General features: G+C 72.8%; 15 protein-coding genes. 4 read left to right on the forward strand and 11 right to left on the reverse strand.

Features of this window, described 5'->3' with window-relative positions; genetic code table 11:
* Nucleotides 1-2: 2 nt before the first annotated feature.
* The 7 genes from Actkin_RS11830 to Actkin_RS11860 form a co-directional block, all read right to left on the reverse strand.
* Nucleotides 3-626: a CE1759 family FMN reductase gene (locus Actkin_RS11830; protein ID WP_189212650.1), complete on the reverse strand. Its 624-nt coding sequence runs from the start codon at nt 624-626 to the stop codon at nt 3-5.
* Entirely contained in the window at nt 623-1,783 is a 1,161-nt protein-coding gene (locus tag Actkin_RS11835; protein ID WP_258907168.1) for an LLM class flavin-dependent oxidoreductase, read from the reverse strand. Before Actkin_RS11835 ends, Actkin_RS11830 begins: the two co-directional genes overlap by 4 nt.
* 56 nt (nt 1,784-1,839) lie before the next feature.
* Nucleotides 1,840-2,349, reverse strand: coding sequence for a hypothetical protein (locus tag Actkin_RS11840; RefSeq protein WP_258907169.1), 510 nt, complete (start codon nt 2,347-2,349; stop codon nt 1,840-1,842).
* On the reverse strand, nt 2,346-4,973 hold the full coding sequence (locus Actkin_RS11845; RefSeq protein ID WP_258907171.1) for a S8 family serine peptidase: 2,628 nt from the start codon (nt 4,971-4,973) through the stop codon (nt 2,346-2,348). Before Actkin_RS11845 ends, Actkin_RS11840 begins: the two co-directional genes overlap by 4 nt.
* Nucleotides 4,974-5,104: 131 nt before the next feature.
* Complete coding sequence (locus Actkin_RS11850) at nt 5,105-6,574, reverse strand: ricin-type beta-trefoil lectin domain protein (RefSeq protein WP_258907173.1); 1,470 nt, start codon at nt 6,572-6,574, stop codon at nt 5,105-5,107.
* A gap of 111 nt (nt 6,575-6,685) precedes the next feature.
* Complete coding sequence (locus Actkin_RS11855) at nt 6,686-7,150, reverse strand: peroxiredoxin family protein (protein WP_189212654.1); 465 nt, start codon at nt 7,148-7,150, stop codon at nt 6,686-6,688.
* Between the two features lie 27 nt (nt 7,151-7,177).
* Entirely contained in the window at nt 7,178-7,723 is a 546-nt protein-coding gene (locus tag Actkin_RS11860; protein WP_258907175.1) for an RNA polymerase sigma factor, read from the reverse strand.
* A 211-nt stretch (nt 7,724-7,934) separates the two neighbouring features.
* On the opposite strand from Actkin_RS11860, the gene Actkin_RS11865 reads away from it, so the two are divergent.
* Nucleotides 7,935-8,597: a lytic polysaccharide monooxygenase auxiliary activity family 9 protein gene (locus Actkin_RS11865; protein WP_258907176.1), complete on the forward strand. Its 663-nt coding sequence runs from the start codon at nt 7,935-7,937 to the stop codon at nt 8,595-8,597.
* 46 nt (nt 8,598-8,643) lie between these two features.
* On the opposite strand, the gene Actkin_RS11870 is transcribed toward Actkin_RS11865, so the two are convergent.
* Both Actkin_RS11870 and Actkin_RS11875 read right to left on the reverse strand, forming a co-directional pair.
* Complete coding sequence (locus tag Actkin_RS11870; protein ID WP_258907177.1) at nt 8,644-8,997, reverse strand: DMT family transporter; 354 nt, start codon at nt 8,995-8,997, stop codon at nt 8,644-8,646.
* A gap of 23 nt (nt 8,998-9,020) precedes the next feature.
* Nucleotides 9,021-9,359 (reverse strand): DMT family transporter, encoded by a 339-nt coding sequence (locus Actkin_RS11875; protein WP_229787243.1) that lies wholly within the window; start codon nt 9,357-9,359, stop codon nt 9,021-9,023.
* A 104-nt stretch (nt 9,360-9,463) separates the two neighbouring features.
* Between Actkin_RS11875 and Actkin_RS11880 the strand changes: the two genes are divergently transcribed.
* From Actkin_RS11880 to Actkin_RS11890, 3 genes are all read left to right on the forward strand, one after another.
* Nucleotides 9,464-9,850, forward strand: coding sequence for a MerR family transcriptional regulator (locus Actkin_RS11880; RefSeq protein WP_258907178.1), 387 nt, complete (start codon nt 9,464-9,466; stop codon nt 9,848-9,850).
* Between the two features lie 149 nt (nt 9,851-9,999).
* Nucleotides 10,000-10,407 (forward strand): YciI family protein, encoded by a 408-nt coding sequence (locus Actkin_RS11885; protein WP_189212659.1) that lies wholly within the window; start codon nt 10,000-10,002, stop codon nt 10,405-10,407.
* Between the two features lie 5 nt (nt 10,408-10,412).
* Nucleotides 10,413-11,558, forward strand: coding sequence for an RNA polymerase sigma factor (locus Actkin_RS11890; RefSeq protein WP_189212950.1), 1,146 nt, complete (start codon nt 10,413-10,415; stop codon nt 11,556-11,558).
* A gap of 496 nt (nt 11,559-12,054) precedes the next feature.
* On the opposite strand, the gene Actkin_RS11895 is transcribed toward Actkin_RS11890, so the two are convergent.
* Together Actkin_RS11895 and Actkin_RS11900 are read right to left on the reverse strand one after the other, a co-directional pair.
* A complete protein-coding gene (locus tag Actkin_RS11895) occupies nt 12,055-12,573 on the reverse strand; it encodes a GNAT family N-acetyltransferase (protein WP_258907179.1) in 519 nt (172 codons plus the stop codon).
* 194 nt (nt 12,574-12,767) lie between these two features.
* Entirely contained in the window at nt 12,768-13,328 is a 561-nt protein-coding gene (locus tag Actkin_RS11900; protein ID WP_258907180.1) for a CGNR zinc finger domain-containing protein, read from the reverse strand.
* Nucleotides 13,329-13,383: the final 55 nt, after the last annotated feature.

Below are 13,383 nucleotides of genomic sequence, written 5' to 3' on the forward strand. Positions count from 1 at the left end.
CCTCAGCCGCCCCGCAGCAGCGTCTCGAACGACGGCGTGCCGCCGAAGGGCCCGTCGAGCCCCTTGTCCGGGGCCGCCTGCCGCCGACCGGCCATGAGGTCGGCCAGCTCGCCCGCCGCCCGGTCGATCCGGGTGGCCAGCGCCCGGTCGACGCCGCCGTCGCCGCCCCAGTCCTCCGGGGCCGCGAAGACCCCGGTGGGGACGGCGATGGCGCGCAGGTAGGCGAACAGCGGCCGCATGGCGTGCTCGACCACCAGCGAGTGCCGGGCCGTGCCCGCGGTCGCGGCCAGCAGGACGGGCTTGCCGACCAGCGTCTCCTTGTCCAGCACGTCGAAGAAGGTCTTGAACAGGCCGCTGTAGGAGGCGGAGAACACCGGGGTGACGGCGATGACGCCGTCGGCCCCGGCGACCGCGTCGATCGCGCCCCGCAGCGACTCGGTGGCGAAGCCCGTCACCAGGTTGTCGGCGAGGGCGCGGGCGTGGTCGCGCAGCTCGACGACCTCGACGGCCGGGTCGCCGCCCCGCTCGCGCAGGGCGGCGGCCGTCGCGGCGGCGAGCCGGTCGGCCAGCAGCCGGGTGGACGAGGGCACGCTCAACCCGGCGCTGACTACGGCGAGGGTGCTCATCGGACCTCGACCTCCTCGGTGACCTGCCCGTTGACCTGCCCGGTGACGCCGTCCGCCGCCGCGTACACGGTGGCGTCCTTCGCCCCGCCCTTGGCCGCGACGCGCGCGGCGTGCGTGGGGGCGTCGGGGACGTGCGCGGGCCTGCGCGCGGCGAACTCCTTGCGCAGCACCGGCACGACCTCCTCGCCCAGCAGGTCCAACTGCTCGAGCACCGTCTTCAGCGGCAGCCCGGCGTGGTCGATGAGGAACAGCTGCCGCTGGTAGTCGCCGACGTAATCGCGGAAGCCCAGCGTCCGCTCGATGACCTGCTGCGGGCTCCCGACGGTCAGCGGCGTCTCCCGGCTGAACTCCTCCAGCGACGGGCCGTGGCCGTAGACCGGCGCGTTGTCGAAGTACGGCCGGAACTCCCGCACGGCGTCCTGGCTGTTCTTGCGCAGGAACACCTGTCCGCCCAGGCCGACGATGGCCTGGTCGGCCGAGCCGTGGCCGTAGTGCTCGAACCGGCGGCGGTAGAACTCGACCATCCGCTGGGTGTGCTCCGGGGGCCAGAAGATGTGGTTGTGGAAGAAGCCGTCGCCGTAGTACGCGGCCTGCTCGGCGATCTCCGGGGACCGGATCGAGCCGTGCCACACGAACGGCGCGACGCCGTCCAGCGGCCGCGGCGTCGAGGTGAAGCTCTGCAGCGGCGTGCGGAACTTGCCGGACCAGTCGACGACGTCCTCGTCCCACAGCTTGCGCAGCAGCGCGTAGTTCTCGATCGCCAGCGGGATGCCGTTGCGGATGTCCTGGCCGAACCAGGGGTAGACCGGGCCGGTGTTGCCCCGGCCCAGCATCAGGTCCACCCGGCCGTCGGCCAGGTGCTGCAGCATCGCGTAGTCCTCGGCGATCTTCACCGGGTCGTTGGTGGTGATCAGCGTGGTCGCCGTCGACAGGCGCAGGCGCGAGGTCCGCGCGGCGATGTAGGCCAGCGTCGTGGTCGGGGAGGACGAGAAGAACGGCGGGTTGTGGTGCTCGCCCAGGGCGAAGACGTCCAGCCCGACCTCCTCGGTCTTGCGCGCGATCGCCAGGACCGCCTTGATCCGCTCCGCCTCCGACGGCGTGCGGCCCGTCGTGGGGTCGGTGGTGATGTCACTGACCGAGAAGACACCGAACTCCATCTCATCCTCCAAGTAGATGACGTGTCAACTACATCGGGATCAACCTACCTGACACGTCAACTATTCCCCAGGGCATAGGCGCGGACGATGGTCTGGTCGACAGCGTTGCCCCTGGTGTCCTTGGCCTGGGCCCGGAGGGAGACGAACCGGGCGTCCGCCGGGTGGGTCAGCGCCGCGTGCCAGCGGTCACCCACCCTGACCAGCGGCGTCGGCGCCCAGGTGAGGCCGTCGTCGTAGGACACCTGGACGGCGAGGGTGCGCACGGCCTCGCCCGCGTTGTGCTGGACGTAGACCGGCAGCGTGAACGGCCCGCCTGCCGGGGCGCGGTTCAGGTCGTCGAGCGCCGGGGCGAAGCGGACGGCCAGCAGGGGCAGGGCGGTGGCTTCCCCGGTGGTGGCCGAGCGGAACGTCCAGTCGACGGTCAGCCGGGTCGACAGCGGCGACACCGAGCGGGTGGCCTCGGTGTGCAGGCGGTATGGGCCCCAGCCGCCCGGGTCGGCGCCGTACACCATCCCCGCGCGTCCGGTCTGCCCGATCAGCCGGTCGCCGCGGTGCAGTGTCGTCATCGCGGTGTCGGTCTTCGAGTGGCCCGCGTGGTTCGGGTCCTGGTCGGTGAACATCGGCACGTCGACGGACAGCTCGTCGCCGTGGCGGCTCGCCCAGCCGGCCCCGTGGTCCTCGGCAGGGCCGGGCCGAAGACCGCGGCGTTCCACCCGCGGACTCCCGGCTCGGTGACCGGCCGCGGGGTGACCGTCGTCTGGAGGGTGTCTGGCGGGAGGGCATCCGGCGAGGCCGCTTGGTCGAACCTGCTGTGCGCGACGAAGCCGGGGGTGTGGAACTCGGTGAGGGTGTAGGGCAGGGGCCCGCCCGCCATGGCGTCGATGAACCCGGTGCCCGGCCCGTGGACGACCGTCCGCGTCCTGATCAGGTCGCTGTCCGGGAAGTGCCTGGTCAGCGTGGCGGGCACGCCGCCGTCGACGGTCCAGCGGAGGTTGTACTGGTACGGGCTGCCGACGAACCGGTCGCCGCCGCTCGGCCTGGCCATGCGCGTGACCAGCTCGAACGTGGCCTCGCCCGGCGCGGAGGTCGTGGACGGGACGTACCTTGCCGGGCCGGACCCGGTGGTGTCGTTTATCTCGCCCCACGCGGTCGCCCGGCGGAAGCCCGCCTCGGCCATGCCCGGCCGGGCGTCGGCCGCGTCGACGGTCAGCGCGACCGGCACGCCCTTCCGCGCGTCGAACACCAGCTCCGTGTCGCCGTCGATCACCACGCTGGGCTCGCGGAAGTAGGTGTCCTGGTTGGGCTCGGTCGGCTGGGCGCCCACCCACGCGCTGACGTAGTACTCGCCTGCGGGCAGACGCAGGGTGAGCGATCCCGACGGGTCGTGATCGGTGTACTCCAGCGGGTTCGCCACGTCCACGAACCGGAAGGCGTACTCCGAGGTCGGGAAGCCCTCTGGGCCGATGAAGACGAGCCCGACGCCCTCGGTGTCGCCTTCCTTCGTCACGCCGATCGGCGTGCGGACCGCGGTCGTGCCGTCGGTCGCGGTGACCGCTCCGCTGTAGCGCCCGTCCGGGCCGGACGACAGGTCCACGGTGACGGTGACCTCCGCCGACCCGCCCGCGGGCACACTCACCTCCGAGGGCGACACGACGACCGCTGCCTCTGCGCCTGTCACGTCGCGCAGGTCGGCGCTCGTCCTCAGGGTCAGCGCCGTGGTGCCGCTGTTGTGGAGGGTGAGCGCGCGGGAGACGGGCACGTCGTGCGGCCACTCGGCGATGCCGAGGCTGAGGCTCGGCGGCGACGCGGTGAGCACCTGCGTGTCGGCCCTGGCGACGTCGACCCGGCCCGCGCCCTGGTCGTCGGCCGAGAGGCCCGCGTGCGGCGCGGCGCTGGCCATCAGCGCGCCCTTGAGCCGCTCGGGCGGCCAGTCCGGGTGCTGGGCGGCCAGGATCGCGGCCGCGCCCGCCACGTGCGGGGTGGCCATGGACGTGCCGGACAGCGCGACGTGCCGCTCGTCGACCGGATCGCCGATGACGCCGTGGGCCGCCCGCGCCGCGACGATGCCCACCCCGGGCGCGGTGAGGTCGGGCTTGATCGCGGCGTCCCCGGCGCGCGGCCCACGGGAGCTGAAGCCCGCGAGCGCGTCGGCCCGGTCCACCGCGCCGACGGTCAGCGCCGCGTCGGCCGCCCCGGGGCTGCCGATCGAGCCGTCGGCGGGGCCCGCGTTGCCCGCCGAGACGACGAACAGCGCGCCCGTGTCGGCGGTGATCCGGTTGACGGCCAGCGCCATCGGGTCGGTCCCGTCGGAGGGGAACGGCGAGCCCAGGCTCAGGTTGATGACGTCCGCGCCCTGCGCGGCCGCCCACTCCATGCCCGCGATGACCCCGGACTCGCTGCCCGTTCCGGTGTCGTCCAGGACCTTGCCGTTGAGCAGTCGCGCGTCCGGGGCCACGCCGCGGTACCGGCCGTCTCCGGTGATGGTCGCCGCGACGTGGGTGCCGTGGCCGAACCGGTCGTCGGTGGCGCCGCTGCCGGTGAAGTCCCGAGCGCCGACGACCGCTCCCGCCAGGTCGGGGTGCGTCTCGTCGACGCCGGAGTCGAGCACGGCGACGGTGGCGTCCGCGCCGGTGTGCCCGGCGGCCCAGGCCGAGGGCGCGCCGATCTGCGGGACGCTGCGGTCCAGCGTCGCGCGCACCGGACCGTCCAGCCAGATCGTGGTCGCGCCCGCCGTGCGCGCGGTCCCTAGGAACGCGGTGGACTTGTCCGCCTTGACCGCGACGCTGTCGATGCTCGGCAGCGCGCGTCCCCCTTCCGCGACGCCCGGGCCGGTGATGATCAGCGGTGTCGACGGGCTGCGCGCGTCGTCGAGGCCCGCCCTGATGAGGTCGCTGACGTCGAACAGCCGCCGATCGATGCTGCCCGCCGCCACCTCGACGGCCACGTCGGACGGCACGACGTGCAGGTCGCCTTCGACGTCCCGGTGCTGGAGGAACTGGACACCGCCGCGGCCCGCCCCCGGCCGGATGTGCGCGCGAGCGCCGATCAAGGTGACCTTGTCGCCGGTCAGGAGCGTGACCGTCGTGCCGAGCGAGGGCCCCTGTGGCGCCGCCGACGCGGTGGGCGTGATGGTCGCGGCGGTGACCGCGAGGACGACCGAGCTGGTCCACAACCGTCTGCCGGTTCTCATGACGACTCCCCAGTGTCAGAAGAACCTTGGGACGCCCGCCTGCCGCACCCCGTTGGCCGGATCGGCCCGATGTCACCTGGACGGCGCAGTGGGGGAGGGACGGCGCCGCCGCGCCGCCCCTCCCGGGCGGATCAGCCCCTGCGCCACTTCTGGTTCGCGCCGCCGGTGCACTCCCACTGCTGGAGCGGTGTGCCGCTGCCGCCCCACGCGGTCACGTCGACGCACTTGTTCGCCTGCGGGTTGACCAGGTCGCCCGCCGCGCTGAGGACGAACTGCTGGGCCGGGTTGCCCGAGCAGCGGGCCAGCTGGATCGCCGCGCCGTTGTCGCGGGAGCCCCACGCGACGTCCATGCAGAGGCCGAACGCGCGGACCGTGCCGTCGCCGGGGAAGGTCCAGTTCTGCGCCGCGGTGCCGTTGCAGTCCCAGATCTGGAGCCGCTGGCCGTCGACGGCGTTGCTGTTGGGCACGTCGATGCACTTGTCCTGCCAGCCGATGATCCGGCTCGTGCTCCCTCCGCCCACTGTGGTCAGTTGCAGGCCGTACACGCCCAGGATCTCGTTGAGCGGCTGGAAAAGCGTCGTGCCGCCCGTGGAGCAGTTGCCCGACCCGCCCGAGGTGACGCCCTGGGCCTGGGTCCCGGCCAGCCACGCCCCGCCCGAGTCGCCGCCCTCCGCGCACGCCGTCGTCGACGTCAGGCCGTGCACGAGCCTGCCGGAGTAGTTCACGGTGACGTTCTTGGCCTGGATGGTGCCGCAGCGCCACCCGGTGGTGCGCCCGGAGCGGCACACCGACGCCCCGACGGCGGCCTCCTGGGAGCCGGTGACCGCCGCGCTGCCGCCGGAGTAGTTGTTGACGTACGGGGTCGGGGTCCAGTTGCCGTTCGTGCGCACCCAGCCGTAGTCGTTCTCCGGGAAGGACGACCCGGCGAACGTCCCCTGGCCGACGTTGTTGTACCCGAGCGTGGGGCTGCCGACGCCGCCGCAGTGGCCCGCGGTGACGAAGCCGCCGTTGTTGACGGAGAACCCGACCGAGCACAGGGTGTTGCCGTTGATGACGTACTGGTCGCCGCCCCGGATGTCGTACAGCGGCCGGGGCCGCTGCCCGACGACCGCGCGGGCGGGCACCCCCGCCGCGCGGGCGAACGCCGCGGCGGCGCTCGCGGTGCCGCCCTCGACCACGACCGAGTTCGTCGCCGGGTCGGCGTACCAGGCGTAGACGTCCGGGCCGGGGGAGTGCCGGTCCAGTCGCGCTTTGTCGGCGATCAGCGCCCGCTCTGACCTGGCCACCGGCACCGGCTGCGCGCCTGCGGCCCGCACCGCGGCGGCGTCCGCGCGGTCGAGCACGCCGACCTTGAGGCCGCCGTCGTACCAGGCGCCGCCGAAGCGCTCGCCCAGCCGCTGCCGTAACGCCTGTTCCACCGGCACGGCCGCGGTCTCGGCGGCCTGGCGCACGGCGGCCTCGGCCGGGCGCCAGCCCAGGTCGCGGGCCAGGGCAGCGTGCAGCCCGTCGGGGGACGCGACGGGCTCGGCCTGGGCCGCCGCCGGGGCACTGACCAGCGCGGCGGCCGTCAGGGCACAGCTCAACGTTATCCGCGTTCTCACTACAGCTCCTTACGCAGGGAGGAGACGTGATGAGAGCTCTCTTCCGGAGCTTCGCAGGTGGTCTGGACCTCGTCAAGAGAGCGGTTACACGGACACTCGGAAATCTGACGATCAGTCCTGAGTGGAGGACGCGATGGCCGCGGCGATTCCTTGTCGGTCGTAGCTGCCCGTGGGGAGGGTGGCGCCGTGGGCGTGGCGGACGATGCCGTGGCGGTCGATGAGGACGCTGCCGGACTGCTGCATCGCGCCGAAGATCCTCCTGGTCAGCCCGATCAGCTCGTGCGGGCTCCTGTCGCGGCCGGTGAGGACGGGGAACGGGATCGCGTGCCGCGCCTTCCACCTCGCCGCCCGCTCGCGGTCCTCCGGGACCGCGATAAGGACGCGGACGTTGTCGGCCTCCAGTTCGCCCCGGCGGGCGACGAGGTCGCGCACGTGCCGGGTGCAGACCGGGCACGACGTCGACCGGACGAAGAAGAGCAGGACCGCGTGGTCGCCCTGGTGGTCGGACACGCGGACGGTCTGTCCGTCGGTGTCCTCCAGCACCATCTCGGGCGCGGGTGAGCCGGTTGTGAGCATGGCGAGGTTCCCTTCGGTGGGGGAGTGTCAGGCGCTCAGGCCCGCGCGGAGCGCGGCCCTGGCCCGGTGCAGGTGGGACTTCATCGCCGGGGTGCTGAGGCCGAGCGCCTCGGCGACCGCGCGTCCCGGGTGGCCCAGCACGTCGCGCATGACCAGCACGCGGCGCTGGATGTCGGGCAGCGCCCGGATGGCCGCCGCGACGCGCTCGGCCTCCAGGCGCCGGATGGCCTCGTCCTCGGCCGACGCCGCCGGGTCGGCGTCGGTCCCGTCGTGGCGGTCGACCAGCCGCCGGGCGCGGCGCAGGCACTCGTGCCGGACGATCCGGAACATCCAGGAGGCGAGCGCCGCCGTGGCGCGCAGGGAGCCGATCTTGCGGTAGAGGATGATCAGCGCCTCCTGCGCCGCGTCCTCGGCGTCCTGCGGGGACGCGCACAGGTGGTCGGCGAAGCGCCGCACGTGCGGGTGCGCCCCGTGCACCACCGCGGCGAGCGATTCGAGGTCGCCGCCCTGCGCGGCCGCGATGAGCTGCTCGCTCGCCCAACCCCGGTCGACCACGTCCACCCCCCGCGGCACGCGGCGATCCCGTCGCCCGTGTCCCTCGTAACGTATCCATCGGCCATAAGAGGGCCGGGGGCGCGGAAAGGATTCACCGCCGCCGGTTGGTGGTTTCCGGGGTAGCTCAGTGTTTCGTTGATGTTTCGGTGCGTGACGTATACGCTGAGAACCGCTCTGGGAGCGCTCCCGATCGTGACCGCTCACCCAACCGGAGAATGGAGGCCCATCCATGCGTCTGCGCGGAACCTCGGGGTCCGTCACCAGACGGCGGGGCATCATCGCACTGGCCATCAGCGTGCTGGCCTGCATGTTCGTCTGGACCACGCCCGCATCGGCGCACGGGACGATCGTCAGTCCCGCCACCCGCGCCTACCAGTGCTGGCAGACCTGGGGAAGTCAGCACACGAACCCGGCCATGCAGCAGCAGGACCCCATGTGCTGGCAGGCCTTCCAGGCCAACCCCGACACCATGTGGAACTGGATGAGCGCGCTGCGGGACGGACTTCGGGGCAACTTCCAGGGATCGACCCCCGACGGACAGCTCTGCAGCAACGCCCTCTCCCGCAACAACGCCCTGAACACCCCCGGCCGGTGGAAGACCACCAACGTCGGCAGCAGCTTCTCGATGCGGCTGTACGACCAGGCCAGCCACGGCGCGGACTACTTCAGGGTCTACATCAGCAAGAACGGCTTCAACCCCGCCACCCAGCGGCTCGGCTGGGGCAACCTGGACTTCATCACCCAGACCGGCAGGTTCGCCCCCGCCCAGAACATCTCGTTCACCGTCAACACCAACGGCTCCTACCGCGGCCACCACATCGTCTTCACGATCTGGCAGGCCTCGCACCTGGACCAGACGTACATGTGGTGCAGTGACGTGAACTTCGGCTAGCCGCCCTGCCCAGCCCGGCATCCGTCGATGCCGGGCTGGGTCCGGCCTAGGTCCGCTTGGGGCTGTCGGCGAGCTTGAGCCACACGACGCCCGCAATGATCACGGCGAGCCAGAACGCCTTGGCGGGCGTGAGGGTCTCGTCGAGGAGGACGGGGCCGAGCAGCGCCGCGCCGACGGCCCCGATGCCCGCCCAGACGGCGTAGCCGATGCCCACGTCGATGGTGCGCAGGGCGAGGCTCAGGGCGAAGAGGGTCAGCAGGAAGAAGACGACCGCGACGAGCGACCAGGAGAGCACGGTGAAGCCCTGGCTGCCGCCGACGGCGAGGGCGTAGCCGACCTCGAACGCTCCGGCGAGGAACAGGACGAGCCACGCTCGGGCGCGGTGGGTGCGGTTGGACATGGGGGTTCCTTCGGTCGGGGTTCTCATACCGCGCCGCTGAGCTGGAGGCCGACGACGCCGACGATGACGGCGGCGATGCCGACGAGCTTGCGCCAGCCGAGGCGCTGGTTCAGCAGGACGGCGCCCAGGACGACGATCCCGACGCCCGCGCCGGAGGTCCAGATCGCGTAGCCGACGCCGACGTCGAAGGTCAGGAGCGCCAGGCTGAGCAGGTAGGTGGCGATGCCGCCGCTGACGAGCGTGGCCGCGGTCCAGGCGGGCCGGGTGAAGCCCCGGGCCTTGCCCGCGGAGACGGCGACGGCGATCTCGAAGACGACGGCGATGCCGAGGTAGAGCCAGTGCATGGCGTGGGTGTCCTTCATCGACGGGAGCCCTCGGGTGGCGGAGGGCGCTGCGGTCGATGGTGGAACCTCACACCGGTGTCAACTGCAAGAATGGAGTCCGCGGAGAGCTTGTGGGAGGTGTCATGCGCATCGGTGAGCTGGCGGAGGCCAGCGGCGTCAGCACCCGGTCCCTGCGGTACTACGAGGAGCACGGCCTCATCCGCTCCACCCGCACCCCCGGCGGGTGGCGGGACTTCGACGGCTCCATGGTCGAGCGGGTCGTCATGATCCAGCACCTGTTCGCCGCGGGGCTGCGCAGCGCCACCATCGCCGAGCTGCTGCCCTGCCTGGACGCCCCGCCGGAGGAGCGCACGGGCGTCATGGAGCGGCTGCTGGCCCAGGAGATCGCCCGCCTGCAGGCCAAGCGCCGCGACATCGACCGCGAACTCGACACCCTGCGGGCCCTCCGCGAGGAAACGGCCCTGTCCGGCGAGGTCGGCACGGTGGCCGCGGCGCAGCCTGCGCGCTGATGCCCTCCTGACCTGGGCGAACGCCGTCAGGACAGCTCCGGTGGAAGTTTGTAGGAAAAATCTTGGACGGGGATGTCGAGAAGCCGGTCGCGGCTTCGTCCCGGGGGTGAAGAGGCCAGAATGGGCCTCACCACACCGAGGAGTACACGATGGCCAAGTACCTGCTGCTCAAGCACTACCGGGGCGCGCCCGCGGCGGTCAACGACGTGCCGATGGACCAGTGGACGCCGGAGGAGGTCACCGCGCACATGCAGTACATGCGCGACTTCGCCGCCCGGCTGGAGGAGAGCGGGGAGTTCGTCGACGGCCAGGCGCTCTCGCCGGAGGGGACGTTCGTCCGCTACGACGGCGAGGGGCGCCCGCCGGTCACCGACGGCCCGTTCGCCGAGACCAAGGACCTGATCGCGGGCTGGATGGTGATCGACGTCGACTCCTACGAGCGCGCGGTCGAGCTGGCAGGCGAGCTGTCCGCGGCCCCGGGCGCGGGCGGGAAGCCGATCCACGAGTGGCTCGAGCTGCGGCCGTTCCTGACCGAGCCCCCGACCATCACGGAGTGACCGGAGTGGACGAGGCCCTGCTGCGGACCCTCACCCCCACCGTGATCGGCGTCCTCGTCCGCCGCGGAGCAGACTTCGCGGCGGCCGAGGACGCCGTGCAGGACGCGCTGGTGGAGGCCCTGCGCACGTGGGCGGACGACCCGCCGCGCGACCCCAAGGGCTGGCTGGTCACCGTGGCGTGGCGCAAGTTCCTCGACGCCGCCCGGGCCGACACGTCCCGGCGGCACCGGGAGGTCCGCGTCGACGCCGAGCCCGCGCCCGGCCCGGGCGAGGCGGTGGACGACACGCTGCAGCTGTACTTCCTGTGCGCCCACCCGTCGTTGACGCCCGCGTCGGCCGTCGCGCTGACGCTGCGCGCGGTGGGCGGGCTGACGACGCGGCAGATCGCGCAGGCGTACCTCGTGCCCGAGGCGACCATGGCCCAGCGGATCAGCCGGGCCAAGCGGACCGTCTCCGGCGTCCGGTTCACCCGGCCCGGCGACGTCGCCACGGTGCTGCGCGTGCTGTACCTGGTCTTCAACGAGGGCTACTCCGGCGACGTCGACCTCGCCGCCGAGGCCATCCGCCTCACCCGCGAGCTGGCGGCCAGGATCGACCACGAGGAGGTAGCGGGTCTGCTGGCGCTCATGCTGCTCCACCACGCCCGCCGCCCGGCCCGGACCGCCGCGGACGGCAGCCTGGTGCCCCTCGCCGAACAGGACCGAGGGCTCTGGGACACCCGCATGATCGCCGAGGGCGTGGACGTGCTCCAGGCCGCGCTCGCGCGCGACCGGCTGGGCGAGTTCCAGGCCCAGGCCGCCATCGCCGCCCTCCACGCCGACGCCCGGACAGCCGAGGAGACCGACTGGGTCCAGATCGTCGAGTGGTACGACGAGTTGGTGCGCATCACCGACAGCCCGGTAGCCCGCCTCAACCGCGCGGTAGCCGTCGGCGAGGCCGACGGCCCCCGAGCGGGCCTGGCCGCCCTGTCGGCCCTGGACCCCACCCTCCCCCGCTACACCGCCGTCGCCGCCTACCTCCACGAACGCGACGGCGACCCGACAACCGCCGCCCGCCTCTACGCCGAAGCCGCCCGGGCAGCGACCAACCTCCCGGAGTGCGGCCACCTCACCCGCCAGGCGGCCCGACTCAACGCGCAATTGCGTGGGTGAGGTTTGAGGGCACCTGGGGGGAGGGTGCTCTGCGCGCGGCCGGGGGTTCTGCCGACGGCAGCGTGTCTGACTGAGGTCACCCCAGTCGCCGGGCGGGCCGACTCAATGCGAGGTTGGTGGCGGCGCGGCTCAACGTGCGGCTGCGTGGGGGAGTTTGCCGCCGAGCGACCGCTTCCTCCGCAGGACGCGCGGCTGCGTGAGACCGCAGGGCACACCACTGTGGCCCGGGGCGGGAGGTCATGCGGTCGCTGGGCGCCCGCTGGGGCTTGATCACCTCGCTCGGCGGGTGCGGCTGCGACTGAAGTCCGCTCTGCGCTCGGGCGACGTCACGCGGATGAGTGGTCGGCCGAGCGCCATGACCTCATCCGGCGGGCCACCCGGCTGTCTGGTCAGGACGCGGCCAGCCTGGCCGAGTGCGGCCACCTCACCCGGCAGCGGGTGCGGGCCGCGGGGTTGTCCGGCCCCGCGGCCCGCATCGTTCACTCGCGTCCGGTGGTCAGACTCCGAACGCTGGTGGGTAGTGGACCGTGCCCTTGGGGAGGGGGCGGTCGCACAGGGCCATCGCCATCATGGCCTCGTCGGGCACCTCGAACGGGGCCTTGATCCCGAACCCGGATGCGGGGGTGAAGCCGAACCTCGGGTAGTACTCGGGGTGGCCGAGGACGACAACCGCGTTCTCGTCCAGGTTCCGGGCGGCGGTCAGGGCTGCTCGGATGGCGGCCGAGCCCGCGCCGGTGCGTTGTGCCGTGGGGGTCACCGCGCACGGGGCCAGGGCGAGGGCCGGTTCGGCATCGATGTGGCATCGCGTGAGCAGCGCGTAGCCCACCGGGACGTCCGCCGGGTCCGTGGAGACGATGGACAGGCCATCGATCCACGCCTCCGCGTCGGCGCGCAGGGCGTCGACGATGCCCGCTTCCAGGGCGGTGGGGAAGGCGGCGACGAGGATGGCGCGGATGGCCGCGATGTCCTCGGGCGTCTCGGCACGGGTGTGCCAGGTATTGCGGTCGTGAGACAACGTGGATCCCTTGATTCGGGGGACCCCGGCGATCGCGAAGCGGTGCCCGACAACCGTCATGGCTGGGGCGGAGGTGTCAGACCGGGGTCCGGGACGTGAGGAACGTCCGATCGCCGTCGCGCGCGGCGACGGCCTTGGCGGCACTCATCAACTCACCCATTCGGCATCAGATCCGGTCCTGCACGCCGAGATTATCACGGCCGGTGACGCCGGTAATAGCGCGCCACCCGCGTGCGGTTGCCGCAGCGGGTCGGCGAGCACCAGCGCCTGCGGGGATGCGCGGGCAGGAAGACCATCACGCAGTCGTCGGCCTCGCATCGCTTGAGGCGGCTGACCGCCGGGTCGGTGAGCAGGTCGACCGCCGCTTCGGCGAGGCGGGCGGCCAGCCTGACGCCGAGCCTGCCGTCCCGTCGGGACGTCGCGGTGACGCCCGCGCCGTCCCACGCCAGCTCCCGCACGGCGGGCGCCGCGCGCTGCGCCTCGGTCAGGCCGCGCAGGGCGGCTTGCGGAGGGCGGACGCCGTTCAGCAGCGCATGGACGACGGCGTCGATGTGCTCCCGCACGGCGTGCACGGGGCCGAGATCGGCGGCCGTGGGGGCGGCGTTGCCCACTTCCGCCTGGAGCGCGGGCTCCCTGGCCAGCCAGGCGGCCAACCGGTCCGGGGTGGCGAGCAGGTCGGCGCGGCCGTCCTCGGTGACCGGGCGGGTGTTGACCAGATCCAGCGCCAGGCCCTCGCCGGTGAGCGGGTCACTCATGGCGCTAATGGTATCAGGGCCGTTTGACCCGTTAGATCATGTCGCGGTAGAACTA

Source organism: Actinokineospora sp. UTMC 2448, assembly GCF_024760565.1.
Taxonomy (GTDB): domain Bacteria; phylum Actinomycetota; class Actinomycetes; order Mycobacteriales; family Pseudonocardiaceae; genus Actinokineospora; species Actinokineospora fastidiosa.